The organism is Pseudoflavonifractor sp. HNCC25GI2 (assembly GCF_058136395.1).
Genome location: NZ_JBYUOW010000003.1, coordinates 113,316 through 140,221, shown reverse-complemented (window position 1 = coordinate 140,221; position 26,906 = coordinate 113,316). Strand labels below are relative to the sequence as shown.

General features: G+C 61.0%; 23 protein-coding genes. 12 read left to right on the top strand and 11 right to left on the bottom strand.

The genetic code is table 11. The annotated features are described in order from the left end of the window. Positions 1-146: 146 nt before the first annotated feature. From AC3YUO_RS05610 to AC3YUO_RS05580, 7 genes are all read left to right on the top strand, one after another. Positions 147-1,295, top strand: a complete 1,149-nt coding sequence (locus AC3YUO_RS05610) for an S-layer homology domain-containing protein (protein WP_489962052.1) — start codon at positions 147-149, stop codon at positions 1,293-1,295. 417 nt (positions 1,296-1,712) lie between these two features. Beyond that, positions 1,713-1,952 (top strand): YaaL family protein, encoded by a 240-nt coding sequence (locus tag AC3YUO_RS05605; RefSeq protein WP_489962051.1) that lies wholly within the window; start codon positions 1,713-1,715, stop codon positions 1,950-1,952. After that, complete coding sequence (locus tag AC3YUO_RS05600) at positions 1,949-2,215, top strand: pro-sigmaK processing inhibitor BofA family protein (RefSeq protein ID WP_489962050.1); 267 nt, start codon at positions 1,949-1,951, stop codon at positions 2,213-2,215. The genes AC3YUO_RS05605 and AC3YUO_RS05600 overlap by 4 nt, the downstream gene beginning before the upstream one ends. A gap of 173 nt (positions 2,216-2,388) precedes the next feature. Next, complete coding sequence (locus tag AC3YUO_RS05595; protein WP_489962049.1) at positions 2,389-3,891, top strand: MerR family transcriptional regulator; 1,503 nt, start codon at positions 2,389-2,391, stop codon at positions 3,889-3,891. Positions 3,892-4,000: 109 nt separating this feature from the next. Further along, positions 4,001-5,086, top strand: a complete 1,086-nt coding sequence (gene serC / locus AC3YUO_RS05590) for a 3-phosphoserine/phosphohydroxythreonine transaminase (protein WP_489962048.1) — start codon at positions 4,001-4,003, stop codon at positions 5,084-5,086. A 71-nt stretch (positions 5,087-5,157) separates the two neighbouring features. Next, on the top strand, positions 5,158-6,330 hold the full coding sequence (locus AC3YUO_RS05585; RefSeq protein ID WP_489962047.1) for a phosphoglycerate dehydrogenase: 1,173 nt from the start codon (positions 5,158-5,160) through the stop codon (positions 6,328-6,330). Beyond that, complete coding sequence (locus AC3YUO_RS05580) at positions 6,330-6,893, top strand: rhomboid family intramembrane serine protease (protein WP_489962046.1); 564 nt, start codon at positions 6,330-6,332, stop codon at positions 6,891-6,893. Before AC3YUO_RS05585 ends, AC3YUO_RS05580 begins: the two co-directional genes overlap by 1 nt. A 63-nt stretch (positions 6,894-6,956) precedes the next feature. Here the strand turns inward: AC3YUO_RS05580 and AC3YUO_RS05575 are convergent, their stop codons facing one another. The 5 genes from AC3YUO_RS05575 to AC3YUO_RS05555 all read right to left on the bottom strand — a co-directional run bounded on the left by AC3YUO_RS05575 (position 6,957) and on the right by AC3YUO_RS05555 (position 11,647). Then, positions 6,957-7,490 carry a hypothetical protein gene (locus AC3YUO_RS05575; protein ID WP_489962045.1) on the bottom strand — a complete coding sequence of 178 codons (534 nt, stop codon included), beginning with the start codon at positions 7,488-7,490 and terminating at the stop codon, positions 6,957-6,959. A 76-nt stretch (positions 7,491-7,566) separates the two neighbouring features. After that, positions 7,567-7,932, bottom strand: a complete 366-nt coding sequence (locus AC3YUO_RS05570; protein ID WP_489962044.1) for a type II toxin-antitoxin system PemK/MazF family toxin — start codon at positions 7,930-7,932, stop codon at positions 7,567-7,569. Positions 7,933-8,188: 256 nt separating this feature from the next. Then, the gene (gene alr, locus AC3YUO_RS05565; protein WP_489962043.1) at positions 8,189-9,331 is read right to left on the bottom strand and encodes an alanine racemase; all 1,143 of its coding nucleotides are present in this window, start codon (positions 9,329-9,331) and stop codon (positions 8,189-8,191) included. Further along, complete coding sequence (locus AC3YUO_RS05560) at positions 9,291-9,896, bottom strand: hypothetical protein (protein ID WP_489962042.1); 606 nt, start codon at positions 9,894-9,896, stop codon at positions 9,291-9,293. Before AC3YUO_RS05560 ends, alr begins: the two co-directional genes overlap by 41 nt. A gap of 53 nt (positions 9,897-9,949) precedes the next feature. Then, positions 9,950-11,647, bottom strand: a complete 1,698-nt coding sequence (locus tag AC3YUO_RS05555; RefSeq protein WP_489962041.1) for an NAD(P)H-hydrate dehydratase — start codon at positions 11,645-11,647, stop codon at positions 9,950-9,952. Positions 11,648-12,189: 542 nt separating this feature from the next. Between AC3YUO_RS05555 and gdhA (AC3YUO_RS05550) the strand changes: the two genes are divergently transcribed. Both gdhA (AC3YUO_RS05550) and gdhA (AC3YUO_RS05545) read left to right on the top strand, forming a co-directional pair. Further along, on the top strand, positions 12,190-13,536 hold the full coding sequence (gene gdhA / locus AC3YUO_RS05550; RefSeq protein ID WP_489962040.1) for an NADP-specific glutamate dehydrogenase: 1,347 nt from the start codon (positions 12,190-12,192) through the stop codon (positions 13,534-13,536). 12 nt (positions 13,537-13,548) lie between these two features. After that, the gene (gene gdhA, locus AC3YUO_RS05545; protein ID WP_489962039.1) at positions 13,549-14,892 is read left to right on the top strand and encodes an NADP-specific glutamate dehydrogenase; all 1,344 of its coding nucleotides are present in this window, start codon (positions 13,549-13,551) and stop codon (positions 14,890-14,892) included. Between the two features lie 75 nt (positions 14,893-14,967). Here the strand turns inward: gdhA (AC3YUO_RS05545) and AC3YUO_RS05540 are convergent, their stop codons facing one another. Together AC3YUO_RS05540 and AC3YUO_RS05535 are read right to left on the bottom strand one after the other, a co-directional pair. Beyond that, complete coding sequence (locus AC3YUO_RS05540) at positions 14,968-15,885, bottom strand: SufB/SufD family protein (RefSeq protein WP_489962038.1); 918 nt, start codon at positions 15,883-15,885, stop codon at positions 14,968-14,970. Positions 15,886-15,946: 61 nt separating this feature from the next. Beyond that, positions 15,947-16,675 carry an ABC transporter ATP-binding protein gene (locus AC3YUO_RS05535; RefSeq protein WP_489962037.1) on the bottom strand — a complete coding sequence of 243 codons (729 nt, stop codon included), beginning with the start codon at positions 16,673-16,675 and terminating at the stop codon, positions 15,947-15,949. A 568-nt stretch (positions 16,676-17,243) separates the two neighbouring features. Here AC3YUO_RS05535 and AC3YUO_RS05530 point away from each other — a divergent pair. The 3 genes from AC3YUO_RS05530 (at position 17,244) to pheT (ending at position 22,111) form a co-directional block, all read left to right on the top strand. Continuing rightward, positions 17,244-18,257: a polysaccharide deacetylase family protein gene (locus tag AC3YUO_RS05530; protein WP_489962036.1), complete on the top strand. Its 1,014-nt coding sequence runs from the start codon at positions 17,244-17,246 to the stop codon at positions 18,255-18,257. A 17-nt stretch (positions 18,258-18,274) separates the two neighbouring features. Further along, positions 18,275-19,300, top strand: a complete 1,026-nt coding sequence (gene pheS, locus AC3YUO_RS05525; RefSeq protein ID WP_489962035.1) for a phenylalanine--tRNA ligase subunit alpha — start codon at positions 18,275-18,277, stop codon at positions 19,298-19,300. 90 nt (positions 19,301-19,390) lie between these two features. Continuing rightward, a complete protein-coding gene (gene pheT, locus AC3YUO_RS05520; protein ID WP_489962034.1) occupies positions 19,391-22,111 on the top strand; it encodes a phenylalanine--tRNA ligase subunit beta in 2,721 nt (906 codons plus the stop codon). A 97-nt stretch (positions 22,112-22,208) separates the two neighbouring features. On the opposite strand, the gene AC3YUO_RS05515 is transcribed toward pheT, so the two are convergent. The 4 genes from AC3YUO_RS05515 to argB all read right to left on the bottom strand — a co-directional run bounded on the left by AC3YUO_RS05515 (position 22,209) and on the right by argB (position 26,860). After that, positions 22,209-23,519, bottom strand: coding sequence for a YjiH family protein (locus tag AC3YUO_RS05515; protein ID WP_489962033.1), 1,311 nt, complete (start codon positions 23,517-23,519; stop codon positions 22,209-22,211). 267 nt (positions 23,520-23,786) lie between these two features. Then, positions 23,787-24,713, bottom strand: coding sequence for an ornithine carbamoyltransferase (gene argF / locus AC3YUO_RS05510; protein WP_489962032.1), 927 nt, complete (start codon positions 24,711-24,713; stop codon positions 23,787-23,789). Positions 24,714-24,807: 94 nt separating this feature from the next. Next, positions 24,808-25,986 (bottom strand): aspartate aminotransferase family protein, encoded by a 1,179-nt coding sequence (locus AC3YUO_RS05505; RefSeq protein ID WP_489962031.1) that lies wholly within the window; start codon positions 25,984-25,986, stop codon positions 24,808-24,810. Between the two features lie 16 nt (positions 25,987-26,002). Continuing rightward, entirely contained in the window at positions 26,003-26,860 is an 858-nt protein-coding gene (gene argB, locus AC3YUO_RS05500; RefSeq protein WP_489962030.1) for an acetylglutamate kinase, read from the bottom strand. Positions 26,861-26,906 lie beyond the last annotated feature (46 nt).

Sequence of the window (26,906 nt, the reverse complement as noted above, 5' to 3'; positions counted from 1 at the left end):
TGTCAACCCCGCACTGCTTTTAGTTTACGATTTTTCTGGAAATTGACGGCCGCCTACGGAATATGACCGTCTTCCCTTGCCATTCAGGCTGCTTTTTAGTATAATGTCTTTCGAATCCATACTTCGCGCAGCGAAAGGAGACAAAAATGACAAGATTAAAACGTTGGTTTTGTCTGGCTCTGAGTCTGGCGCTGGCCGGAACTCTGGTTCTTCCGACCCACGCGGTGGAGGCTGTGGCGGACAGCTTCGCCTCCTTCCTCATTGATGCCGACAACGCAGATTTTCCCGAGCAGTCCCTCAAGGTGGTCCTGTACCGGCGGAACGGTTCCGGTACCTTTACCTCCGATGATTCGGTGCGTTACTCCTGTCAGATCAACCGCGCCGCGGGAGACGCCATGTTCTATATCCAGCCCCGCACCGACGGTGTGTGGGTGGAGGTAGACTACCTCAGCGACCTGAACGGCGACGGCACCTACGAGATGCTGGACGGCGAATCCACCCCCGTGTGTGACAGCATGACCACCAGCGGTACGTTGGAGACCTGGAATGGAACGGACTACACCCTGACCAACGGCCAGGTCTACATGCTCTCCGCCCAGACCCTTCGGGACCGGGCCCAGACCGTGCTTCAGGAGCGCGTCACCTCCGGCAGCAGCCAGTATCTGGGCCTGGGAAACACCGTGCCCAACCTGGACTCAGTGCTGTACTTCATCACCCTGCACTATATTTCTCCCACCACCAAGGAGGAATACGCCCTGTCCTATTATGTACGGCTGTTTGACTCCGTCATCGTCCCCTCCGACGTCCCCTTCAACGCCTGGTATTACAGCTCCGTGGAGTACGCCCTGGAGCGCGGCCTCTTCTCCGGAACAGGCAGCGACAGTTTCTCCCCCAACGGTACCATGACCCGCTCCATGCTCTGGGTGGTACTGGCCAACCTGGAGGAAGCCACCCTTTCCGGCGGACAATACTGGTACAGTGCCGCCCAGGAGTGGGCCAAGGAAGAGGGCATCTCGGACGGCGGCAATCCCGACGGGCCCATCACCCGGGAACAGCTGGCACTCATGCTCTATAACCTGTCCGATGTTCAGGAGGAGGACACCACCGATTACCTGTCCGTCTTCTCGGATCGGAGCTCCGTCTCCCCCTGGGCTGAGCAAGCCATCAACTGGGCCGTGGGCCAGGGCCTCTTCTCCGGCAGCGACAGCGGAAAGCTGAACCCCCAGAGCACCGCTACCCGGGCCGAGGTTGCCACCGTTCTGCGGCAGTACGAACAGGTCATGGCTGAAAAATAAGCACTTATAAAACGACGAAGCGGGCCGCCCCATTTCTGGGGCGGCCCGTTTGCGCGGGTGCGTAAACCCGAAGGGCACATGTGCCCTTGCCTTGGACAGCTGGGCCGGAAAGCCTTTCCCGTTCGAAAGCTCTGCTTCCCTGTCCGGGCTCCATCCCTGCATACGTGGACCTTGTCCGTCCTTCCGTTCTGCCGCTTCCGGCCAGCTGTACCCCGGCACCGGCTTAGAGGGGGATTGTCCCCGCTCCGCCTTTCGCCAAAGGGGTTGTGCCTTTCGCGTATGGATGAAACCTTCTCTTGCCGTCCGAGGGTAGTTTGTCCCGCTGTGTTCGTTCTATCCCCGGTTAAAGGCTGGAATATTTGTCCAAACTAACCATACAATGGTCACAGTAAGACAACCGCGAAAGGAGCCACGTCTATGCCAGAACCTGCCCGCATTTTTTTGCCCCGCCGTCCCGCCGGCCCCCGGGAGGCTGAACGCCGGGAGCTGTTGGCCTCCCTGTCCCAGACCCGGGCGCTCATCAGCCAGGCCTACGGCGGCTTCAACAGTGTCAGCGACAGCGACCTCATTGAATCCTATGTCTTTGAAATCAATTCCCTGCAGGCCCGGTACAACTACCTGCTGCGCCGGGTAAAGGAACTGGAGGCGGATTCATGAGCGCCCTCCCCGACTACGCCGCCTGGGCCCTGGCCGGTCTTCTGCTGTGCGCGGCCCTGTTCCTGCTGCGCTGGCCCCTGGTTCAGCTGGTGCGCCTCATCCTCCGCTCCTCGGTGGGGCTGGCCGCCCTGGCCCTCTTTGCCCAGGTGGGGCAGCTGCTGGGTATCTCCCTGGGGGTCAACCTGGTCAATGCCCTGGTGCTTGGTCTGCTGGGTGTGCCCGGCTTCGGGCTGCTGCTGATGCTCCAGTGGGTGCTGCGCTGACCCGTCTGCACGCCCTCTTCCGTCTGGCTTTGCCGGGCGGTTTTTTCTTGCCTTTTCCCACCGCAAAATCTATAATAAAGTTGAAAATTTTCAATTTTCTCTTGACTGTGCAGTTACTTTACCCCTTACACTGAACCCAGAATCCCAGGATCCTTTGGAAAGGGGGCCCTTTTATGACCATCAAGGAAATCGAAGCTGCCACCGGACTGCCTCGGGCCAACATCCGCTATTATGAATCGGAGGGCTTTCTCCACCCGGAGCGGGGGGAGAACGGCTACCGTAACTTCACGCAGAGCGACGTGGACACCCTGCTGAAAATCAAGCTGCTGCGGCAGCTTGGCTTTTCCCTGGAGGACATCCGCGCCTGTCAGAAGGGTGAGGAGGAGCTGTCCGCCGCCCTTGCCCGGCGGCTGGCTGAGTTGGAGCAGACCCGGGGTGCCCTGGAAGAGACGGTGGAGCTTTGCCGGGCTATGCTCCACGACAGCGTCCGCTTCCAGAGTCTGGACGCCCACCGCTATCTGGACCGCACCGCCTCCGTCTCCATCCCCGCTCCCATCGAGGCGCCCTGGGAGAAGGACACCGCCGCTCCACCCTCCCCCTGGCGGCGCTTTCTGGCCCGGACCCTGGACCTCATGCTCTGTCTCTTTCTCTATCATACCTTTCTGCAGATTGTCTTCCGGGTGAACCTCACCCTCCGCGAGGGACCGGTTGAGATTCTGGACCAGGTGGCCGCCATGGGGCTGATGCTGGTACTGGAGCCCCTGTGCATCCACTTCTGGGGTGCCACGCCGGGCAAGGCCCTGTTCGGCCTGCGGCTCACCCAACGCGACGGAAGCCCCCTGGGCTATCTGGACGCCCTCCGGCGCACCTTTCTGGCCATGGCCGTGGGTACGGGCTTCTGGGGCTTGGGAAATTGGATTCCACTTCTCTCTCTGGTGTCTCTGGGGCTTATGGCCTACTCCTTCTGGCGGGTCGTCAAGGGCCGGAGCCTGTATTGGGAGACGGACTGGAACGAGCGCTACACCGACGGGAACCGCCCGGGCCAGCGGTACTGGAGCCGCCCCTCCAGCTATGTACGTCTGGGGGGTGCAGCGGCGCTGGTTGCCGCCATTCTGCTGCTGCCCGGTCTCCTGCATATCTGGGCCATGTCCCCCCGATATCAGGGGGAGGGACTGACCACGGAGCAGTTTGTCCAAAACTACAACCAGTTCAGCCGTTTTCTGTCCTGGCCTGGAACGCCCATCAACCAGCTTACCCCGGACGGCACCTTCCAGGAGCCTCAGAACTCTTCCAACGTTATCTCCATCTCCCTTTTTGACAGTGCTCCGGTGGAACTGGAGTTCACCCAGGAAGAGGGAGTCCTCACCGCCGTGTCCTGCGCCTATCGCTTTGAAGACAGCGTCGGCACCACCGCCGCTCTTCCCACCCAGGTACTCACCAAGACGCTGTGGAGCTTTCTCTACGGCCGCCCCGGTCTGTCCCGGGATGAGCTGGTGAGCCTGATTACTCAGCTGGAGGAGCACCCGGCCGAGCCTCTCTCCTGGTCCCAGGACGGGATGCAGGTGAGTTATCAGCCTGCTCTCCAGGGATATCAAAACTACGGCTCCTCCGCTCTGGTCGCGGAAGGCAGTGGTCCCCACCGGGTCCAGGTGGATTTTACCGTTTTAGTGGGATAATCTGGAGAAACTGAGGATTGACACTTCATTTTGCCAACACTATAATTAGAGAATGCCCCGGTCCATTCTGGAGCGGGGCAATTTTATTGTTTGAAAGGGGTTCTCCCAAATGAGCGACCAGCGTGTTTACAACTTCTCCGCCGGCCCTTCCATGCTTCCTCTGCCTGTTCTGGAGCGTGCCGGGTCAGAAATCACCAACTACCGGGGCTCCGGCATGTCAGTGATGGAGATGAGTCACCGCTCAAAGGTCTTTCTTCAGATTTTTCAGGAGACCCAGGATAAGCTGCGCCGGATTATGCGTGTTCCTGAGGGATACAAGATTCTGTTCCTTCAGACCGGCGCCTCCGGCCAGTTCTCTATGATTCCCCTCAACCTCATCGGCAAAACCGGAAAGGCCGACTATGCGGTGACGGGCAATTTCTCCAACCTGGCCTATAAGGAGGCTTGCAAGTTCGGCCAGATCAACCTGGCCGCCTCCTCCGAGGATCGCAACCACTCCTACATCCCCGCCCAGGACCATCTGAAGCTGGACCCCCAGGCCAGCTACTTCTACTACTGCGCCAACAACACCATCTACGGCACCGAGTGGGGCTATGTCCCTGAGACCGGCGACGTGCCTCTGGTGTGCGATATGTCCTCCGACATTCTCTCTATGCCCGTGGATGTGTCCAAGTACGGCATCATTTACGCCGGTGCCCAGAAGAACATGGCTCCCGCCGGCCTGACGGTGGTCATCATCCGGGAGGATCTGGCCGGCCACGAGCTGCCCTACACCCCCCTCATGATGAACTACAAGACCATGATCGACAAGGACTCCATGTATAATACGCCTCCCTGCTGGTGCATCTACATGCTGGGCCTCAACCTGGACTGGGTGGAGGAACAGGGCGGCGTGGAAGGCATGGAAAAGCTGAAAAAGCTGCGCTCCTCCATGCTCTACGACACCATTGACAACTCCCGGCTGTTCCACTGCCACGCCGAGCCCGGCTCCCGTTCCGGCATGAACGTCACCTTCCGCACCGGCAACGAGGAACTGGACGCCAAGTTTATCGCAGAGGCCACTCAGGCCGGCTTCGTCAACCTGAAGGGCCACCGGAAGACCGGCGGCATGCGGGCCAGCATTTATAACGCCATGCCCGTGGAGGGTGTGGAGAAGCTGTGCGACTTCATCCGCGCCTTTGACAAGAACAACTGATTCGCCCGCGCTCCGGCGCCGGGCAGGGATAACCTGCACATTCTGCAGATGAGAGTAAAGAGGGAATTGCTATGTACCGCATTAAAACCATGAATAAAATTTCCGCTACCGGTCTGGCCCATCTGGACAAGGGCCGCTTCCAGGTCAGCGACGAGGTAGAAAACGAGGACGGTATTCTGGTGCGCTCCGCCCCCATGCACGACTACGTCTTCCCCGACGCCCTGCGGGCCATTGCCCGGGCCGGCGCCGGCACCAACAACATCCCCATTGACCGCTGCTCGGAAAACGGCATCGTGGTCTTCAACACCCCCGGAGCCAACGCCAACGCGGTGAAGGAGCTGGTCCTTGCCGCCATGCTCATCGCCTCCCGTGACATCCTCGGCGGCGCTGAGTGGGTGCAGGAGCAGGCTCACACCCCCAACGTGGATCTGGTATCCGCTGTGGAGAAGGGCAAGTCCGCCTTTGCCGGACCCGAGCTCTACCGCAAGACGGTGGGTGTCATCGGCCTGGGCGCCATCGGAGCTCTGGTGTGCAACGCCGCCCTGGAACTGGGCATGGATGTCTACGGCTTTGACCCCTTCCTGTCCGTGGACGCCGCCCTCCGTCTGGACCGCCACGTCCATGTGGTCCATGATGTCAATGAGCTCTACAAGGTGGCCGACTATGTCACCATTCACGTTCCCTACAACAGCTCCACCAAGGACTTCATCAACGCCGAGGCCATCTCCAAGATGAAGGGCCAGGTCCGGGTGCTGAACCTGGCCCGGGGCGAGCTGGTCAACAACGACGATATGATCGCTGCTCTGGAGTCCGGCCGTGTGGCCCGCTACGTCACCGACTTCCCCAACGAGAAGATCGCCTGCGTCCCCCACGTCATCGCCCTGCCCCACCTGGGCGCTTCCACCCCCGAGAGCGAGGAGAACTGCGCCGTCATGGCCGTCCGCCAGCTGCAGGACTACCTGGTCAACGGCAACATTGTCAACTCCGTCAACCTTCCCAACGTGTCTCAGGACTGGAGCGGTATCTCCCGCCTGTGCCTCATCCACCGCAATGTTCCCGCCATGCTGACCAAGATCATGACCACCCTGTCCGATGACGGCATCAACGTGGAGAACATGACCAACAAGTCCAAGAAGGACTACGCCTACACCATCGTGGACGTGAACACCCGCATCACCGACCAGGTGGCGGACGAGCTGCGGGCCATTGACGGCGTTATCCGGGTACGGGTGCTCAACCACTGATGCGGCTGCGGATTCAGTACAACGCCCCCGTGGTGCTCACCTTTGCGCTGATCTCTCTGGGGGCGCTGGGGCTGGATTTTCTCACCAACGGCTGGACCACCATGCATCTTTTCTGCGTCTACCGCGCCCCTCTCACCGACCCGCTGACCTATGTGCGCATGGTGGGGCACGTGCTGGGGCATTCCGGCTACGCCCACTATCTGGGCAACATGATGCTCCTGCTGGTGGTAGGGCCTCCTTTGGAGGAAAAGTACGGCTCCAGACGGCTTTTGTTCTGCATCCTGATTACCGCCCTGGTCTCCGGACTGGTTCAATTCATCTTCTTCCCCGGCGTGGCCCTGCTGGGCGCCAGCGGCATCGTGTTTATGATGATCGTCCTCTCCTCCCTGGCCGGGATGCGCAACGGTGCCATCCCCCTCACCCTGATTCTGGTGGTGGTGCTCTACCTGGGCGGCGAGGTGGTGGATTCCGTAACCGTTCAGGACAATGTGTCTCATTTGACCCACATTGTGGGCGGACTGTGCGGCGCGGCACTGGGCTTTTCCATGAGCCGGCAAACCTGATAAAATCGAAAAGAAGGACTGCCCTTTGGCAGTCCTTCTTTTTGTCTTTCTTTTATTTGCCGCTTATTTCACGCTGTATCCGCCCCGCACCAGCAGCTTGACGGTGCTGGCCGTGGGCTTGATGGTCCGGTCGGCAATGGTGGCCATATACAAGTGGTTCTTGGTCAGAGAAGCGCCACCGTTGATGGTCCCTCCGGTGGACACGTCAATGAGGGCAGGGCTGGTGGCAGCCGTCACAGTGGCCGAGCCCACCCGCAGCATAACCTCGCAGCCCACCTCCAGGGACATGGTCTGACCGCTGGTCAGAGTGACCAGGGTGTAGGAGGCGCTGCTGCCGCCCCCGGTTCCCATGGCCGCAATGTCCTTTTTGTACTGCTCAATCTGGGCAGCAAAGGTGTTCTGCAGCTCCGTCTGGCGGGTGGCCGCCTTGGCCTCCACCTGGCTGACCACGTTGGGAATGACCGTCTGATCCAAATAGCTCTTGGTCACCAGGGGGTCGTTCTTGTCCCCTGTGGCAGCCAGCGCCGCACCTCCGCACAGGGTGGTCAGGGCCAGGGCCGCGCACAGGGCAGCCCACTTCTTGCTCTTGTTCATCATATGTACTCCTTTGCTCCGGGCTTGGCCCTGGTTCTCCTATGTAGGAGCCGCCCCAGGGCGGCTCCCTCCGGTCCTGCTACACCATAGTCTCCGGGTGCAGGCCGAAACTGACGGCAATGGCGGTGTCCACCTGCTTCATCACGTTCTCATCCACGCGGCCCATTTTTTCCCGCAGCCGGCGCTTATCCAGCGTCCGCACCTGCTCCAGCAGGATAATGGACTCCTTGGGCAGACCGCAGTTCACCGGTGAGATGGAAATGTGAGTGGGCAGGCGGGCTTTTCCCGTCTGGGAGGTGATGGCCGCAGCAATCACCGTAGGACTGTGGCGGTTTCCGGTGTCATTCTGCACGATGAGCACCGGCCGCACGCCCCCCTGCTCGCTGCCCACCACCGGGCTTAAATCGGCGTAGAAAATGTCGCCTCGTTTCACACTGTTGTCCACGTACGTTCACACTCCGCTGGAAGATAGTACGCGTTACAGGCCGAAGAAGGGTCTATGTAACGCTGTACTATGAGTCTCCCACGCGGCGGCGGGGTTTATACCTGCTTTTCCAAAAACCCGCCGCCCCTTCGCCCCCGGAGAAGGGCACTTCTCCGCGGCTCCGACTTATCCTATGTAGGACGGCGGCGGTCGGTCACGGTCCTGGACGGGCTTCCTGCGGTCTTGTCCCCGGCTTTTTGGGCGCGGAGCCGCCGATTCAGCCCTCGTTTCCCAGATAGACCCTGGAAACTCTGGGTGAGACGTCGCACAACAATTCATACACGATGGTCCCGCACAGGCCGGCAGCCTGCTCGGTCAGGCCGGGACCGTACACGGTGGCCACATCCCCCGCCTTCACCTGGGGCAGGTCGGTAACATCCACCATGCACATATCCATACAGATTCGGCCCACAATGGGACACTGCGTCCCGTGGATCTCCATGACCATCCGGTTGGACAGCTGCCGGGGATAGCCATCCCCATAACCGATGGGGACCACGGCCAGACGGCTGTCCCGCGCCAGGGTTGCGGTGCAGCCATAGCTGACGCAGGTGCCCGCAGGCAGGCTGCGCACCGCGGCGATGCGGCTTTTCACCGTCATCACCGGCCGGAGACCGGGCCCATCCAGGCCCTCCAGCTCCGGGGAAGGATAGTAGCCGTAAAGCACGATACCGGGACGGATCATGTCCATATGGGTACAGGGGTATTGTAACACAGCGGCGCTGGCGCTACAATGGCAAATTTTAAAGGTCACGCCCCGGGCCTCCAGCGCTTTTCTGGCGTCCAGAAACTTCTCCAGCTGGTCCATGGTGTAGCCTTCATTCCCATCGGCGTCGGCGAAGTGGGTAAACATTCCCTCCGCCTCCAGTCCGGGCAGGGAACACAGAGCCTGGATGTCATCCAGCAGAGCGGAATTCTCCTCTCCCGCCCGCCAGAGAAAGCCCAGCCGGCTCATGCCGGTATCCAGCTTGACGTGGATCTTCAGGGTTTTCCCTGCCTCCACGGCCGCTTTGGACAGGGCCCGGCCGGTTTCCAGATCCTCCACCGTCTGGGTAATGTTCCACTCCAGAAGTTCCCCGGCCAGCTGGGTCGGGGTCTGCCCCAGGCAAAGGATGGGCAGGGTAATGCCCGCCCGGCGCAGCTCCTCTCCCTCGTCCACGGTGGCCACCGCCAGCATATCTGCCCCCAGGGCCTGGAGCTTCCGGGCCACCGGTACCGCCCCGTGGCCGTAGGCATTTGCCTTCACCAGCCCCAGAAATTTACACCCAGCCGGGGCCATGGCCCGCAGGGTATGGTAGTTGTGGGCCAGGGCGTCCAGGTCAACCTCCGCCCAGGTCCTCCACAGGTTCTTCTCCTCCATGGGTATCCCTCGATTCCTTTGTAAAATCGGTAAATTCACACTGTATCACCCGGAACCCGTCCAGGCTGATCTCCCCCCGCACCAGGGCGTGGCTGTCCGCGTCAAACCACAGGGAGATCTCCGTACCCGTCCCAGGCTCCTCTTCCGGAGCGCCGCAGTCCATGCGCAGCGTACCCGCCTCCCGATCCAGGGAAACGGCGGTGATATAGCCGCTGCGCGCCGTCTCCAGCAGGACCGGGATGGCGGACACTGGGGTAAGTCCGTCCTCGTTCAGAGGGCCGGTCTCCAGCACGATATCGTCATACTCCAGCAGGCTCTCCCCGCTCTGAAGCCGGGCCGTCATGCCAGCCACCGTCTCCGGGGCGGTGAGGGTCAGCGTGGTCTCAGCGCCGTCCCAGGCGGCCTCCAGCTCATACTGGTACACCCGCTGCCCATAGTCGGCGGTAATGGCAGCCGCTGTGCTCCAGGGCGTCTCCTCCAGGTATTCTCCCCGGATGATCAGGGCCAGTTCCTCTCCCTCACTTGACTGTGCCGGGCCACAGCCCGAAAGCAGCAGGATTATCATTGGTACGCAAAGCAGCAGCCTGCGCACAACGCATACCTCCGTATTCCTTTGGGTCAGGGTTCCTTCACCTGGTTTTCCTTCAAAATTTCCGGAAGAGTCTCCACCAGGTCGCCGGGCAGCATGGCGTATTCTCCCAGCCGCTGAGCACACCGGTCCCCCGTTTTTCCGTGGAACCACACTGCCCAGGCGGTCATCTCCGGGATGCCCTCCGGCTCCGGCCCCACCAGGTGCTTCTGCCCCAGCATGGCGGCAATCATGCCGGAGAGCACATCCCCCGAGCCGCCCTTGGCCATACCCGGATTGCCTGTGCCGCAGATCCAGCACCGGCCGTCCGGCGCAGCGGTCACCGTTCCCCTGCCCTTGAGCACCAGGGTACAGCCGTGGGCCGCGGCAAAGTCCCGGGCGGCGGCCAGCCGATCCCGCACCGGCAGGGAAGCGCCCGTCAGCCGGGCAAACTCCCCGGCGTGGGGAGTAAGAATGGTGGGGACCCTCCGTTTGTCCAGAACATCTATATGCCCTCCCAGGGCATTTATGCCATCGGCATCCAGTACCACCGGGATCTCCAAATCCTCCAGCAGCCGCAGCACCAGCTCCCTGGTCTCCGGGGCCTGGCCCAGGCCCGGGCCAATGAGGGCCACGTCGCAGGAGGCCGCTTTGGCAAGAATGTCTTCATAGCGCTGGGGCAGCGGGAAAGGCATGGCCTCGTCACACTTGACGGCTACAATGGGGTAGATGCTCCGGGGCACCCCCAGGAACACCAGCCCTGCACCGGCGCGTAGGGCAGCCCGGGCGGCCAGCACCGGCGCTCCGGTATAGCCCTCGCTCCCCGCCAGCAGAAACAGCTTTCCAAAGTCCCCCTTATGGGCGGCAGCCGGGCGGCGGGGCAGCAGGCAGTGCATGTAGTCGGGCATAATCGCTGTCACATTGGGCCGTTTTTTCTCCATGGACCACACCAGTTCAGCAGGGATCCCGATGTCTTCCACCCAGATCTTCCCGGCCAGGGCGGCTCCCTCTCCCATGTAGAGCCCGGGCTTGGGGCAGGTGAAGGTAACGGTGGCTGTGGCCCGGACAGCCACACCCAGCACCTCTCCGGTATCCCCGTCCACCCCGGAGGGAAGGTCGCAGGCCACCACAGGGTGTCCGCCCCGGTTCATCCACTCCACGGCTGTGCGGAACACCCCCTCCAGGGGACGCTTCAGCCCCACGCCGAACAGGGCGTCCACCAGGCAGTCGCATGTGGACAGCCAGAGTCTTATCCTTTGGTCCTCCGGCTCGAAGGGTTCCAGACTGCCTCCCGCAGCCAGCAGCTTCTCCTCCATAGCCCGCTCGTCCGGGGTCATTTTGGCCCGGTCCCCCACCAGGAAGGCCCGCACCTGGTAGCCCGCCTCCAGCAAAATGCGGGCGGCGGCCACTCCGTCCCCCCCGTTGTTGCCGGGGCCGCAGAACACGCCGATGCGTGGGGTGGGATCCGTGTTCCCGGATTCCACAATCTGCTGCAGTTCCTCTGCTTCCCGCTGCTCCTCCGGAGTCAGTTTCTCTCCCTTTCTTTTCAGCACACAGCAGGAGACCGCACCTCCAATGACGCCCGCCCCTCCCTGCTTGGGCTTTTGGGGCAGGCCCACCCGGTTCACCACTTCCTGGACCACAGCTCGGGCGGCATTCTCCATCAGCTCCAGAGAGGGGATCCCCCGCTCCTGAATGGCGACGCGGTCCAGCTCCTTCATCTCTGCCGTCGTTGCGGCGTAATTCACAGCACTCGCCCTCCCGTTCCGGCAATTTGTTTTCTGCTATTGTACCACTTGCCGCGCCATTCTTGTACCCCCGAAACGTAAAAAAACACACGGCGCCTGGCCCCTGCTTTTCCGCGGCAACTCCTTCTCATCCGCAAAGCAGGCAGGTTCAGTGCGCATGGTCCACCACAAGCAGGCATACAGCCGCCTCTACCGGAATATAAACAATTCTGCCGCATGGCTGTCTTCTCTTTTATCTTGCAGTTTTTCCCATTTTTTCCTTCATCAACTCTTGTGTCAGCCATTCTGTGGTTTTGTTTTTCTCCCCACCGTATTTCCAGGTTGTCCTTCAAAATCCCACTAGTCTCAAAGTTTTATTGTGAAAATAACAAAACTTTTCTTTTCTCCCCGCTTATTTTTCACGCATCGCACAGACTTTATTTTTGCAATATTTTTTCTATTGACTTGCATTTCGTCCGTGTGTTATAACTTTAACACGCTAATCAACTATTTTATTAAAATCCAGAGACCGTCCGCGCAGAATGGAACAGGAGGAATGGGAAATGAGTATTCAGAATGAGTATTTGAACGACCTGATGGAGCGCGTTATCCGCCAGGACCCCGGAGAGCCTGAATTTCACCAGGCGGTGCGGGAAGTACTTACCTCTCTGGCCCCGGTGGTCAACGCCCGGCCTGAGCTGATTACCGAGGGCGTGATGGACTGTCTGGTGGAGCCGGAGCGCACCATCAAGTTCCGGGTCCCCTGGGAGGATGACCAGGGCAGAATCCACGTCAATCGGGGCTACCGCATCCAGTTCAGCAGCGCCATCGGCCCCTATAAGGGCGGTCTCCGCTTCCACCCCTCGGTCAACGAGAGCATCATCAAGTTCCTGGGCTTTGAGCAGACCTTCAAAAACAGCCTCACCGGCCTGCCTATCGGCGGCGCCAAGGGCGGCAGCAATTTCAACCCCAGAGACAAGTCGGACACCGAGGTCATGCGCTTCTGCCAGTCCTTCATGACGGAACTGGCCAAGCACATTGGCCCCGACACCGACGTGCCCGCCGGCGACATCGGCGTGGGCGCCCGGGAGATCGGCTTCCTCTTCGGTCAGTACAAGCGCCTGTGCAACGAATTTTCCGGCGCTCTTACCGGCAAGGGCCTGACCTACGGCGGCTCCCTGGTGCGCCGGGAGGCCACCGGCTACGGCCTGTGCTACTTCGCCAGCCACATGCTGGAGGATGCCGGGCGCTCCTTTGACGGAGCCACTGTGCTCGTCTCCGGCTCGGGCAATGTGGCCATCTACGCCTGCGAAAAAGCCACCCAGCTGGGCGGCAAGGTGGTGGCCATGTCCGACTCCAACGGCTATGTCTACGACCCCGACGGCATCGACCTGGCCCTCATGAAGCAGATTAAGGAAGTGGAGCGCAAGCGCATCAAGGAGTACGCCCAGCGCCGCCCGGGCGCCCAGTACCACGAGGGCTGCTCCGGCATCTGGAACATCCCCTGCCACATCGCCCTCCCCTGCGCCACCCAGAACGAGATTAACGAGGCGTCCGCCAAGGCCCTCATCGCCAATGGCTGCTTTGCCGTGGCGGAAGGCGCCAACATGCCCTGCACCCCCGAGGCCATCAGTGCCATCCAGGCCGCCGGTCTCCTCTTCGCTCCCGCCAAGGCGGCCAATGCCGGCGGCGTGGGCGTGTCCGCCCTGGAGATGAGCCAGAACTCCATGCGCTTCTCCTGGACCTTTGAGGAGGTTGACAACCGCCTGAAGGGCATCATGGGCGACGTGTACCGCAGCGCCTCTGACGCCGCCGCCCAGTACGGCATGCCCGGCAACCTGGCGGCAGGGGCCAACATCGCCGGCTTCCTGAAGGTGGCCGACTCCATGCTGGCCTACGGTGTGGTATAAGGAGGGATATACATGAATGAGTACGCTGTCCGTGTCGCCGCCCAGCTGAGGCAGCGCTACGCCCACGAGCCGGAGTACCTCCAATCGGTCCTCACCTGGCTGGAGATGATTGATCCCGCCCTGGACGACCCCAAGTACAAAAAGCTGGACCTGCTCACCCGCATGGTGGAGCCCGACCGGATGTTCACCTTCCTGGTGCCCTGGGTGGACGACCAGGGGCTTGCCCACACCAACCACGGCTACCGTGTGCAGTTCAAGAGCGCCATCGGCCCCTACAAGGGCGGCCTGCGCTTCCACCCCGACGTCACCCCGTCGGTGGTCAAGTTCCTGGGCTTTGAACAGACCTACAAAAACGCCCTCACCGGCCTGCCCATCGGCGGCGCCGCCGGCGGGGCCGACTTTGACCCCAGAGGGAAGAGCCAGCGGGAGATCATGCGCTTCTGCCAGGCCTTCATGACTGCCCTGTACCGCTACATCGGCGCAGATACCGACGTCCCTGCCGGCGACATCGGCGTGGGCAGCCGGGAGATTGGCTACCTGTACGGCCAGTACAAGCGCCTTATGGGCAAGGCGGAGAGCAGCGCCCTCACCGGCAAGGGGCTGACCTATGGCGGAAGCAAAATCCGTGAGGAGGCCGCAGGCTTTGGCACCGTCTACTTCCTGGCCCGGATGCTGGAGCACCAGAGCGACAGCCTCCAGGGCAAGACCATCGCCGTATCCGGCTTCGGCAACATGGCCTGGGGCGTATGCCGCAAGGCCTCTGAGCTGGGGGCCAGGGTGGTCACCCTCTCCGGACCCGACGGCTACGTCTACGACCCCGATGGTGTCACCACCCAGGAGAAGCTGGACTTCCTGCTGGCCATGCGGGCAGGCGGTCAGGACCGGGTATCCGCCTACGCCGACCGCTTCGGCGCCCAGTTCTTCCCCGGCCGGCGGCCCTGGGAGGTCCCTGTGGACATCGTCATCCCCTGCGCCACCCAGAACGAGCTGGATGTGGAGGACGCAGTGCGCATCCTGGCCAACGACGTGCGCTACTACGTGGAGGGCTCCAACATGCCCGCCACCTCCGAGGCGCTGAAGCTGCTGCGCCTCAGTCCCAAGATCCTCACGGCAGGGGCCAAGGCCTCCGGCTCCGGCGGCGTGGTTGTGTCCGCCCTGGAGATGGCCCAAAACTCCATCCGCTACAACTGGACGCCCGCCCAGGTGGACGAGAAGCTGCGGGACATCATGGGCTCCATCTATGACGCCTCCGTCGCCGCCGCTGAGGAGTACGGCCTGGGCTACGACCTCATCGCCGGCAACGACATTGCCGCCTTCAAGCGGATGTCCGAGGCTATGATCGCCCAGGGGCTGTAACCAGCCGCTCTGCACCAATTTCTCAGCAAAAAACAGGGGAGCGCTCCCGCGCTCCCCTGTTTTTGGATCGGATATTTATTTCAAGAAGCCGTTGACAATCTGCTCCTCGGCCTCCTTCTCGGTAAGGCCCAGGGTCATCAGCTTGATGAGCTGCTCTCCGGCAATCTTGCCGATGGCCGCCTCGTGGATCAGCTCCGCGTCCACACAGTTGGCCGTGACCTCGGGAATGGCCGCCACCACGCCATTATCCATGATGATGGCGTCACACTCGGAGTGGCCGTGGCACTTGGCATTGCCGTTGATGCGGGCCAGGAACACCTGCTTGGAGCTGTCCCGGGCCACCGAGCGGGAAATGACGTTGGTGTGGCAGTCTTCGCCGTTCAGATCCACGGTGAAGTCGGACTTGGCCAGCTGCTTGCCGTGGGTCATGACCTTCTCCTTGATGATGAGGGTGGCGGCGGGGCCCAGGGTAGCCTTGGTGGTCCGAACGGTGGAGTCCACGCCCTTAATCTGGGTGGTCTCCATCTCCATGTAGCTGCCCTCTTCCATCTCCACCACGGTGGTGGGGTTCATGATGTTCTCGCCCAGGCCGTCGCCCTCACCGTAGTGGCGCTCCACGTAGCGCACCTTGGCGTTCTTGCCCACATAGAAGGTGTGGATGCCAGAGTGCTCGGAGTTCTGCACCCCGCAGTTGTGGATGCCGCAGCCGGCCACGATGGTGACGTCGCAGTCCTCACCGATGAAAAAGTCGTTGTATACCGTCTCCTGAAGGCCGCTCTCGCTGAGAACCACCGGAATGTGGACCGACTGATTCTTGGTCCCGGGCTTGATGATAATATCAATTCCATCCTTGTCCTTCTTGGACACGATGTCAATGTTGGCAGTGGTGTTCCGGGCGGCGGACTTTCCGTTGGCCCGGATATTATAGGCGCCCTCAGGCACCTCATGAAGCTCAGCCACCTGCTCCAGCAGGCTGCGCTGAATTGCGTCCATACAAAAATCCCTCCTTTTGAATCGGGGCGCGGCATCTCACCCCGGCCGCTTTGCCGCGGCCTCAGCGTACCTTATCCGTCAGGGCGCTGCACACGCTGGGCACATCCCCCAGCAGCTTGGGGAGCACCTGCTCCCGGGTGCCGTCATCCCGCACCCGGCCGTCAGCCAGAACAATGATGCGGTCGGCGATGTTCAAAATCCGCTCCTGGTGGGAGATGATAAGAATGGAGCCGTTGATCTTCTCATGCAGGTGCTCGAACACCTGGATGAGGTTGGAGAAGGACCACAGGTCAATGCCCGCCTCCGGCTCGTCAAAGACGGAGAGCTTGGTGCCCCGGGCCATGATCATGGCAATCTCAATGCGCTTGAGCTCACCGCCGGACAGAGATCCGTCCACCTCGCGGTCGATATAGTCCTTGGCGCACAGGCCCACCTCGGAGAGGTAGTCGCAGGCCTCCGGCACACCGATGTTCTTTCCGCTGGCCAGGGTGATGAGATCCTTCACCGTCAGGCCCTTGAAGCGCACCGGCTGCTGAAAGGCGAAGCTGATGCCCCGCTGGGCCCGCTCCGTCACGCCAAGACCGGTGATGTCCTCGCCGTCCAGAAGAATCTTTCCCTCCGTGGGCACCAGAATGCCCGCAATAACCTTGGCCAGAGTGGACTTGCCGCCCCCGTTGGGGCCGGTGATAGCCACAAAATGCTCGTCAATGGTGAGATTGATGTCCCGCAGGATGTTCTTATCCTCGCCGTCCTGCTCCACACCATAGCTAATATGCTGTAACTCTAACATGGGGCTCCTCCGTACCTATTGCACCGGCTTCGCCGGCTTTTTCTGTCATTCTGCCCCAAAAAGCGGGCGGCCAATCCCAAGACCAACCTCCTGCTCCTCAGGAACGTCCTTATTTTACCACCCTCGCCGCTATTTGTCTAACGGTATTTTCACCAAATTCCTACTAATTTTGAGGGTTTTTAATTTCTGCCGCTTTTTGTCTCCCACAGTTCCCGTTTTCCCCCTCTATTTCCGATTTTACTCTTGCAAATGACGGGATTTTATGTTATAAGTATGGGTAGTTTACATGTGAAGAACGGGAAAATAGCGAATCCCCGCTCGTCAGAGAGAGGCGGTCACCGGCTGAAAGCCGCCTTGGAGTGCATTTGCTTGGTTCGCCCGGGAGCGGCCCGTGAGAGCGGGACGGTGTCTCCTCCGTTATGGGAGTAAAAGTGCACGCTTGGATTTTGTCGGGCGTGAATGCGGGTGGTACCGCGGAAGGTTTGCCTTTCGTCCCTGGTTGAAGGGGGACGGAGGGCTTTTTTGTTGCTCTCCCTTGGGAAACAGTTCGTGAGGTGATTGTATGGGAATGATGCGAAAAGCTTCCCTGTTCCTGTCCGTCTTTGCTTTGCTTCTGACATTGACCGCCTGTCAGGCCCCCGCCTCTTCCGGCTCCCAATCTTCCGGAAGCGGGGGGATTTCCTCCAGCGCGCCGCCCGACCTCTCTTCTTCGGAAAACAGCGCGGGCTCTTCCTCTTCCGCTCAGCCGCCTGCGGTCGAACCCGACGTGTCCCAACCTGTTGAGACGCCTGACGTCTCTCAGCCTGACACGCCCCCCGATGTCTCTGAACCTACACCCAAGCCGGTCGAGCCGGAGGAGCCCGAAACTCCTGATCCTCCCCCGGCAGTCTCTACAAATCACACCCTCTACATTCTCATGTATCACTCCGTGGTGGAGGGAGACGGCTCGGGCTGCAACGACTGGATGACCACCACCCAGCATTTGCGGGAGGATCTCCAATGGCTGAAGGACCACGGCTACACCTCCGTGCTGCCCAGCGAACTGGCCAGCGGCACACCGCTTCCGGAAAAGGCGGTGCTCATCACCTTTGACGACGGCTACGCCGACAATTACCAGCTGGCCTACCCCATTCTCCAGGAGTTCCAGACCAAGGCCGTCATCGCCCTGATCGCTGAGCGAATCCAAGACGGCGTTCCCGGCTTCCTTACCTGGGACATGTGCCGGGAGATGGCTGACTCCGGATTGGTGGAGTTCGGCTCCCACAGCTACGACTCCCACCGGGAGGACCCCAGAGGAATCAAACGCATGTCCGGCGAAAGCCGGGAGGCCTATGAGGCCCGCATCTTCCCCGATTTGGAACAGAGCATTCAGCTCATCGAGGACAACGTGGGACAGAAGGTGGTATACTTCGCCTACCCCCACGGCCAGACGGAGTCCTGGGCCAGCGATTTTCTTGCCCAGCACTTCGCCGTCACCGTTACCACCCGGCACGGCTCTGCCAATACCTCCGGCGGCCTGTACGATCTGAACCGCTTTAACATCAACACACGTCAGACCGCCCATCAATACCTACCCGACTGAAAAAGGAGCTTATGGTTATGAAAGAACAGTTAGCAGCAATCCGCCAGCAGGCCCTGGAGGCCTTTCAGGCCGCGCAGGACTCCGCCGCCCTGGACGCCCTGCGGGTGCAGTACCTGGGCAAAAAGGGTGAGCTCACCGCCGTTTTGAAGCAGATGGGCAAGCTCAGCGCTGAGGAGCGCCCCGTCATGGGTCAGCTGGCCAACGAGGTGCGCGCCGCCCTGGAGCAGGCCCTGGAGGCCCGGGGCAAGGAGCTGGAGGCCAAGGCCCTGGAGGACCGCCTCAAGGCTGAGGCCCTGGACGTCACCGTCCCCGGCAAGCCCATCAAGCTGGGCCGCCGCCACCCCATGTATACCGCTCTGGACGAGATCAAGGAAATCTTCATCGGCATGGGCTTCACCGTGCTGGACGGGCCGGAGATCGAGCTGGCCTCCTATAACTTCGACAAGCTCAACGCCGAGGAGGGTCATCCCTCCCGTGACTGGTCGGACACCTTCTACTTTGACGAGGACAGCCGGGTGATGCTCCGCTCCCAGACCTCCCCCATGCAGGTCCGGGCCATGGAAACCATGCCCCTGCCCATCCGCATCATCGCCCCCGGCCGCGTCTACCGCAAGGACGAGGTGGACGCCACCCACTCCCCCATGTTCCACCAGGTGGAGGGCATGGTCATCGACAAGAACGTCACCATGGCCGACCTGAAGGGTACCCTGAACACCGTGGTGGAGCAGCTCTACGGCAAGGGCACCAAGACCCGCTTCCGTCCCCACCACTTCCCCTTCACTGAGCCCTCCTGCGAGATGGACGTACAGTGCCACAAGTGCGGCGGCGTGGGCTGCCCCACCTGTAAGGGTGAGGGCTGGATCGAGCTGCTGGGCGCCGGCATGATTCACCCCAAGGTGCTGAAGATGAGCGGCATCGACCCGGAGGAGTACTCCGGCTGGGCCTTCGGCATCGGCCTGGAGCGTACCGCCATGCGCCGGTTCAAAATTGCCGACCTGCGTCTGATCTTCGAAAACGACGTGCGGTTCCTGGAGCAGTTCTGAGGCACTGCCTCAGAACCGCAGGCGCGGCTGTCAGCCGCCCGCGGGCGCATGGTATGCGTCCCTATAAAACAGATTAAGGGAGTTTTCAATATGAACTTATCTCGTAAATGGCTCAGCGAGTTCGTGAAGGTGGAGGCCGACGACAAGGAGTTTGCCGAGGCCATGACCCTGTCCGGCTCCAAGGTGGAGCTGACCCACGATCTGGGCGCTGAGATCTCCAACGTGGTGGTGGGCCAGATTTTGTCCATGGAGCGCCACCCCGACTCCGACCACATGTGGATCTGCCAGATCGAGGTGGGTCAGGCCGAGCCCATCCAGATTGTCACCGGTGCCTGGAACATCCACCCCGGCGACCTGGTGCCCGTGGCCCTGCACAAGTCCACCCTTCCCGGCGGCAAGAAGATCGAAAAGGGCAAGCTGCGCGGTGTGGTCTCCAACGGCATGATGTGCGGCCTCTCCGAGCTGGGTCTGGACGAGCGCGATTTCCCCTACGCCGTCATCACCCCCGCCGCCCTTCTGAACGACTACAAGCCTCTCGACCCGGAGAAGCCCTCCATCCCCGCCGACATCCAGCCCGGCCACAAGATCTACGGCAGCGTGGTCTGCGCCCGGGTGACCGCCGTACGGACCGACGGCATCAACCAGTTTACCGCCGCCTGTGAGGTGGACAGCGGCTCCGTCTCTGTTTCCACCGCCTGCCCCAACCTCCATGCCGGGGACCTGGTGGCTCTGGACACCAAGAAGGAGCATATCTGCACCCTGGCGGACCTCCACGCCCAGCAGGCGGAGTTCCCCCACTGCATTCCTGACGGCATCTTTGTCCTCCACGAGGAGGGTGTGAAGCCCGGCGACGACATCAAGCCCATCATCGGCGCGGACGACCACGTGGTAGAGTTTGAAATCACCCCCAACCGCCCCGACTGCCTGTCCGTCATCGGTCTGGCCCGGGAAGTGTCCGCCACCTTTGACGTGCCCCTGTCCCTCCATGAGCCTGTGGTCAAGGGCGGCGGCAACGGCAATCTGATGGAGCTCCTGGACGTGGAGACCCCTGCTTCCGATCTGTGCCCCCGGTACACCGCCCGGATGGTACGCAACGTGAAGATCGGCCCCTCCCCCAAGTGGATGCGGGAGCGGCTGCGCGCCAGCGGCGTGCGCCCCATCAACAACATCGTGGACATCACCAACTACGTTATGCTGGAGTACGGCCAGCCCATGCATGCCTTTGACTACCGCTACGTAAAGGGCGGCAAGATCATCGTCCGCCGGGCTGAGGAAGGCGAGGAGCTCACCACTCTGGACGGTCAGGTGCGCAAGCTCACTGCCAACCATCTGGTCATCGCCGACGAGCACCGGGCCGTGGGCCTGGCCGGCATCATGGGCGGCGAGAACAGCGAAATCGTCTCCGACACTGTGGATGTGGTTTTTGAGTCCGCCTGCTTCGACGGCACCTGCATCCGCAAGGGCGCTCTGGCTCTGGGCATGCGCACCGAGGCCAGCGCCAAGTTTGAGAAGGGCCTGGATCCCCTGAACACCCTGCCCGCTGTCAACCGCGCCTGCGAGCTGGTGGAAATGCTGGGGGCCGGCGAGGTGCTGGACGGCACCATCGACATCCTCAACTATGTGCCCCAGCCCCACACCATCCGCATGGACCCCGATCGGGTCAACGCCCTGCTGGGTACTGACATCGATCCGGTGGATCAGTACTGCTACCTGGAGCGAGTCAATATTCTCACCGAGAACCACGACTTCCCCAACGGCCCCGCCGAAGTTACCATTCCTTCCTGGCGCGGCGACGTGGAGGGTATCGCCGACCTGGCCGAGGAGGTGGCCCGCTTCTACGGCTACAACAAGATCCCCGTCACCCTGATGCGCGGCCAGACCACTCTGGGCGGCTACTCCGCTGAGGAGCAGCTGGAGCGTCAGCTGAGCAGCGTGTGCCGCAGCGCGGGCTACGATGAGATCATCACCTACTCCTTCATCTCCCCCACCTGCTACGACAAGATCCTCTGGCCGGCGGACTATGCCAAGCGCCAGAGCTTCAAGATCCTCAATCCCCTGGGCGAGGACACCTCCATCATGCGCACGACTACCCTGCCCTCCATGCTGGAGATCCTGACCCGGAACTACAACTTCCGCAACCAGGACGTGAAGCTTTATGAGGTAGGCCGCATCTACCTGCCCGGCGGCGAGGACGGTCTGGCCAACGAGTCCAAGGTACTCACTCTGGGCGCCTACGGCAGCGACATGGACTTCTACACCATGAAGGGCATCGTCGAGGCCCTCCTGAAGGACATCCGGGCCAAGGACGTCCACTTTGAAGGTCCCACCGGCGCCCCCAGCGACGCCTCCTACCACCCCGGCCGCGTGGCCACCGTGTGGGCTGGCGACAACTGCATCGGCATCTTCGGCCAGGTGCATCCCCTGGTTACCCAGAACTACGGCGTGGACGCCGAGCTCTACTGCGCTGAGCTGAGCCTGGACCAGCTGGCTCAGGCCAAGGGCGCCGACCCCGAGTACGTGCCTCTGCCCAAGTTCCCCTCCGTCACCCGTGACATCGCCGTGGTGTGTGACGAGGCGGTCACCGTGGGCCAGCTGGAGAACTGCATCCGCAAGGGGGCCAAGGGCCTTCTGAAGGAGTGCACCCTGTTCGATATCTACCGCGGCAAGGGCATTGCCGAGGGCAAGAAGTCCGTGGCCTTCAATCTGGTTCTGCGGGCGGATGACCGCTCCCTCACCGGCGAGGAAGCCGATGCCGACGTAAAGTCCATTCTGGAAGCTCTGTCCCAGGAGTGCGGCGCTGTGCTGCGCTGAAACCATCCCTGTTAAACAAAAAAGGAAGCGCCTTGAAGGCGCTTCCTTTTTTTGCTTTTTACCCAGCTGACTGCGGCAGCAAAATGGCTGTCAGCCGTCAGAATACAATCAGTGCCACAGCTCCCGCCAGCAGCACAGACAGGATGACCCGTTCCACCCACAGGATCAGGATCTGAGGGATGTTCACAGGGATCTTAGTGGACAGGATACAGGGGATAACGGCGGAGAAGAACAGCAGCTCGGAGATACACACCACGCTGACTACATAGCGGGTGGCCAGAGAGGCCTCCACCACAAAGGCGGCGGGCAGGAACATCTCCGCAATGCTGGTGGCCACAGCCTGAGCGGCAACCAGGGCTTCAGGCAGCTGCACAATGGCGGTGAAGGGATAGAAAATGTAGCCGATGATGTTAAACACCGGTGTAAACAGGGCAATGAGCATACCCAGCAGGCCGATGGACATGATGGTGGGCAGGATGGTGCTGATCATCCGCAGGCCATCCTTGGTGTTCTTCCACACAGCAGGAAGAATGGGGCCGGAGGCCTCGGCAGCAGCCATAGCGTCCTCCCAGGCCACCTTCAGGCGGTTGCTCTTTACAACCTCCTCGGGCTGGGGCGTAACACCCTCCATGTACTCGTCCGGTACCTTGCAGGTGGGATAGAGCCGGGCCACGATGGCGGTCACAATGAAGGTGATGACCAGCGTGCTCCAGAAGTAGAAGTTCCACCGGTCCATCAAATCCAGAGTCTTGGCCACGGTCACCATGAAGGTGGTGGACACAGTGGAGAAGCCGGTGGCAATGATGAAGGCCTCTTTCTTGGTATAGCGGCCGTGCTGATAGAGGTCATCTGTAATGAGCAGAGCCAGCGAGTAACTGCCCACAAAGGAGGCCACTGCGTCAATGGCGGAGCGGCCGGGTGTCTTCCAGATTTTGCGCATCACGGGCTGGAGGAAAACAGCCACGAATTCCATCAGGCCGTAGTTGGTCAGGAAGGACAAAAAGATGGCGCCGATGGGAATCAGGAAACACAGCGAGCAGCACAGGCTTACAAACAGGAAGGGGAACAGGTCCGGATTCTCATGCAGCTCTGCCGGTCCAAGGCCGAACACATACATGATGGCACACACAAGGCCAATCACTTTGAAGATGGAGAAGACGATGTCCTGGGTGCTCTTGTTCCATGTCTTCTTGGCAAAGGGCATGATTGCCCCAGCTGCAATTACCAGCAGCACCACGTATTTTTGATAATCTCCCAGTAGATTCCGTACAATGGTCGTCAGATGGTCCAGAGGAATGGTACTTTTTCCCCCATAGGGTACACTGATAAAAAACATGAAGATGCCCAGTGCGCTGCAAAGGATAAACTTCGCTGCCAACGCGGCACGGTTACTTGTTTTTGTTTCCATAATACTCCCTCCTTAACTCTTTGACTCACTCTCCCGCCAAGGGAGATCCTACCGGGGATAAGACGGCACGATCAAACGCCTCCCTTTTGGCCATAAATTTTATATCCTCTTAACAAATTTAATTATATTCTTTTCGTATTTTTTATGCAAGTATATCATTTCCTTGTTTTTCTATTTTTTAAGCGAAAACGCTTTGGGTTCCATAATACAGAAAAGAACAAAAAAACAGCCGCCGTTTTTACGGCGGCTGTTTTGCACGCAGGCGATTCAGTTTTCCCGTTCCTTCCCCATCAGCAGATACATGACTGCTTTCTGGGCGTGGAGGCGGTTCTCTGCCTCGTCAAAAATTTCGTTTGCGTGAGCTTCAAAGACCTCAGCGGTGATCTCCTCGCCCCGGTGGGCGGGCAGGCAGTGCTGCACCATACACTCAGGGTTGGTGAGAGCCATCAGCTCCTCATTGACCTGGTAGCCGGCAAAGGCCTTCTCCCGGATGGCCTTCTCCTGCTCCTGACCCATGGAGGCCCATACGTCGGTGAACACCACGTCGGCGCCCACGGCGGCCTCCTGGGGCGTACGCACCAGAGAGAACTTGTAGCTGGGATCGCTCTTGGCAAAGTCCAGCACCCGCTGGTCGGGGTCATAGCCCTCCGGGCAGGCCACTGAGACCTCCATACCGCACTTCAGGCCACCCACAATGAGGGAGTTGGCCATGTTGTTGCCGTCGCCGATGTAGCACATCTTCAGGCCCTCCAGAATGGCCTTGTGCTCCCGCACGGTCATCAGGTCGGCCAGCACCTGGCAGGGGTGGCAGAAATCGGTCAGGCCGTTGATGATGGGAATGGTGGTGTAGCGGGCCAGGTTCTCCACTTCCTCCTGGGCAAAGGTGCGGATCATGATGCCGTCACAGTACCGGTCCAGCACCCGGGCGGTGTCCTCCACCGGCTCGCCCCGGCCGATCTGGCTCTCCTTGCCGGAGAGAAACAGGGCGTGGCCGCCCAGCTGGAACATACCAGCCTCAAAGGACACACGGGTACGGGTGGAATTCTTCTCAAAAATCATGGCCAGGGTCTTGCCCTTCAGGTAGTCGTGGACAATCCCGTGCTTCTGATTGTACTTCAGCTGGTCCGCCGTGTTGAGAATTTTGATGATATCCTCCTTGGACAGATCCAGCAGCTTCAGCAGATCTTTTTTCATGGTGAATTTCCCTCTCTTACAACCAGGAACGTGGTGTTTACACCCTCGGCGTCCATCCCGCCGGTTTCTTAATTCCTGATCCCAAATTCCGAATTCAAGAAAGCGTCGCTTTCATGATGGCCAGGCCCTTGTCCATCTCCTCCTTGGTAATGACCAGAGGGGGCAGCAGGCGCAGACCGGGTCCGGCGGTGAGGCACAGGAGGCCGTTTTCAATGAGCTTGGCGGCAATCTCCTTGTTGGTCTTCTCACCCTTGACCTCAATGCCGATCATCAGGCCCATGCCCCGGGTGGCGCCCAGGCAGGGCAGGTTCAGGGCCTCAATTTGGCTGCGGAGATAGTCGCCCTTCTCCTTTACCTCCTGGAGCAGCTTGTCGTCCAGAGTATCCAGCACCTGGAGAGCGGCGGCAGCAGCCACGGGGTTTCCGCCGAAGGTGGTGGCGTGGGTGCCGGGGGTAAAGACATTCCGGCACTTCTCATTGGCCATCACGCCGCCGAAGGGCAGGCCGCTGGCAATCCCCTTGGCGAAGGAGACCGCGTCGGGCTGGATGCCGTACTGCTGGAAGGCAAACAGGGAGCCGGTACGTCCCACGCCGGTCTGCACCTCGTCAATGAGCAGCAGCCAGTCCCGCTTGGCGCACAGGTCGGCCACGCCCTGAACAAACTCCGGGTCCAGGGGCAGCACGCCGCCCTCGCCCTGAATGAGCTCGAACATCACCGCACACACGTCGTGGCCGGCCACCGCCTCCACGCTGTCCAGGTCGTTGGCGTCGGCGTAACGGAACCCCTCAGTGAAGGGGAAGAAATAGTTGTGGAACACATCCTGTCCGGTGGCGGCCAGGGTGGTGATGGTACGGCCGTGGAAGGACTTGTGGAGGGTAATCACCGTGCCCCGTCCCTTGCCGTACTTGTCAAAAGAGTACTTCCGGGCCAGCTTGATCATGCCCTCGTTGCTCTCGGCGCCGGAGTTGGCAAAGAACACGTTGGACATCCCCGTCCGGGTGCACAGCTGCTGAGCCAGACGGATGTAGGGCTCGGAGTAGAAGAGGTTGGAGATGTGGCCCAGCTTGGATGCCTGGGTGGTCACAGCCTTCACCCAATCCTCGTTGTCATAGCCCAGGGAGCACACGCCGATGCCGGAGGTGAAGTCGATATACTCCTTCCCCTCCACATCCCACACGGTGGCTCCCTTGCCGTGATCGATGGCCACGGGGAAGCGTCCGTAGGACTGCATCACATACTGTTCGTCCAGGGCCTTCAGCTCTTCAAATGTCATGGCGTATTCCTCCCCTTCAGCGCACCAGCATGGTGCCGATGCCCGCGTCAGACAGCAGCTCGATGAGCAGGGAGTGCTCCACACGGCCGTCCAGAATGACCGCAGAATCCACGCCCGAGCGTACCGCCTCCACGCAGCAGTCGATCTTGGGGATCATTCCCCCGGAAATAATGCCCTCCCGCACCAGTGCAGGGACAGAGGAGAGCTGCAGCTCGGGAATCAGGGTGGAGTCGTCCTTGGGGTCCCGGAGCAGACCCCGCACGTCGGTGAGGAGAATGAGCTTCTCCGCCCCCAGGGCGGTGGCCAGCTTGGCAGCGGCGGTGTCGGCATTCACGTTGTAGGAGGTCTCCGCGTCCTCCCCCTGGGCCACGGTGGACACCACGGGGATGTAGCCCTTGTCCAGGGCGTCGGTCACCGGGCGGGGGTCCACATGGGTGATGTCGCCCACCAGGCCATACTTATCCTCCAGCTTCTTGGCGGAGAGCAGTCCGCCGTCCAGGCCGCACAGGCCCAGGGCCCGGCCGCCCAACCGGTTCAGGGTGGAGACCAGGTTCTTATTCACCCGGCCGCACAGCACCTGCTGCACCACGTCCATGGTCTCCTCGTCGGTATAGCGCAGGCCGTCCACAAACTGGGACTGCTTGCCGATTTTCTTCAGCATCTCGCTGATCTCCGGCCCGCCTCCGTGGACCACCACCACCTGAATGCCCACCAGATGGAGCAGGATGATGTCGGAGATGACGGCGTGGCGCAGCTGGTCGGACACCATGGCGTTGCCGCCGTACTTCACCACAATGGTCTTGCCGGAAAACTTCTGAATATAGGGCAGGGCCTCAGCCAGTACCTGGGCCCGATCCACTTCATTGAATGACACGGGTATTCCCCCTTCAAAGTAAGAGTGAAGCGTTCAGAGTGGAGAG

Coding starts and splice junctions, on each gene's coding strand:
- AC3YUO_RS05610 (WP_489962052.1), top strand. CDS start 147: ATGACAAGATTAAAACGTTGGTTTTGTCTGGCTCTGAGTCTGGCGCTG.
- AC3YUO_RS05605 (WP_489962051.1), top strand. CDS start 1,713: ATGCCAGAACCTGCCCGCATTTTTTTGCCCCGCCGTCCCGCCGGCCCC.
- AC3YUO_RS05600 (WP_489962050.1), top strand. CDS start 1,949: ATGAGCGCCCTCCCCGACTACGCCGCCTGGGCCCTGGCCGGTCTTCTG.
- AC3YUO_RS05595 (WP_489962049.1), top strand. CDS start 2,389: ATGACCATCAAGGAAATCGAAGCTGCCACCGGACTGCCTCGGGCCAAC.
- serC (WP_489962048.1), top strand. CDS start 4,001: ATGAGCGACCAGCGTGTTTACAACTTCTCCGCCGGCCCTTCCATGCTT.
- AC3YUO_RS05585 (WP_489962047.1), top strand. CDS start 5,158: ATGTACCGCATTAAAACCATGAATAAAATTTCCGCTACCGGTCTGGCC.
- AC3YUO_RS05580 (WP_489962046.1), top strand. CDS start 6,330: ATGCGGCTGCGGATTCAGTACAACGCCCCCGTGGTGCTCACCTTTGCG.
- AC3YUO_RS05575 (WP_489962045.1), bottom strand. CDS start 7,490: ATGATGAACAAGAGCAAGAAGTGGGCTGCCCTGTGCGCGGCCCTGGCC.
- alr (WP_489962043.1), bottom strand. CDS start 9,331: ATGGAGGAGAAGAACCTGTGGAGGACCTGGGCGGAGGTTGACCTGGAC.
- AC3YUO_RS05560 (WP_489962042.1), bottom strand. CDS start 9,896: ATGATAATCCTGCTGCTTTCGGGCTGTGGCCCGGCACAGTCAAGTGAG.
- gdhA (WP_489962040.1), top strand. CDS start 12,190: ATGAGTATTCAGAATGAGTATTTGAACGACCTGATGGAGCGCGTTATC.
- gdhA (WP_489962039.1), top strand. CDS start 13,549: ATGAATGAGTACGCTGTCCGTGTCGCCGCCCAGCTGAGGCAGCGCTAC.
- AC3YUO_RS05540 (WP_489962038.1), bottom strand. CDS start 15,885: ATGGACGCAATTCAGCGCAGCCTGCTGGAGCAGGTGGCTGAGCTTCAT.
- AC3YUO_RS05535 (WP_489962037.1), bottom strand. CDS start 16,675: ATGTTAGAGTTACAGCATATTAGCTATGGTGTGGAGCAGGACGGCGAG.
- AC3YUO_RS05530 (WP_489962036.1), top strand. CDS start 17,244: ATGATGCGAAAAGCTTCCCTGTTCCTGTCCGTCTTTGCTTTGCTTCTG.
- pheS (WP_489962035.1), top strand. CDS start 18,275: ATGAAAGAACAGTTAGCAGCAATCCGCCAGCAGGCCCTGGAGGCCTTT.
- pheT (WP_489962034.1), top strand. CDS start 19,391: ATGAACTTATCTCGTAAATGGCTCAGCGAGTTCGTGAAGGTGGAGGCC.
- AC3YUO_RS05515 (WP_489962033.1), bottom strand. CDS start 23,519: ATGGAAACAAAAACAAGTAACCGTGCCGCGTTGGCAGCGAAGTTTATC.
- argF (WP_489962032.1), bottom strand. CDS start 24,713: ATGAAAAAAGATCTGCTGAAGCTGCTGGATCTGTCCAAGGAGGATATC.
- AC3YUO_RS05505 (WP_489962031.1), bottom strand. CDS start 25,986: ATGACATTTGAAGAGCTGAAGGCCCTGGACGAACAGTATGTGATGCAG.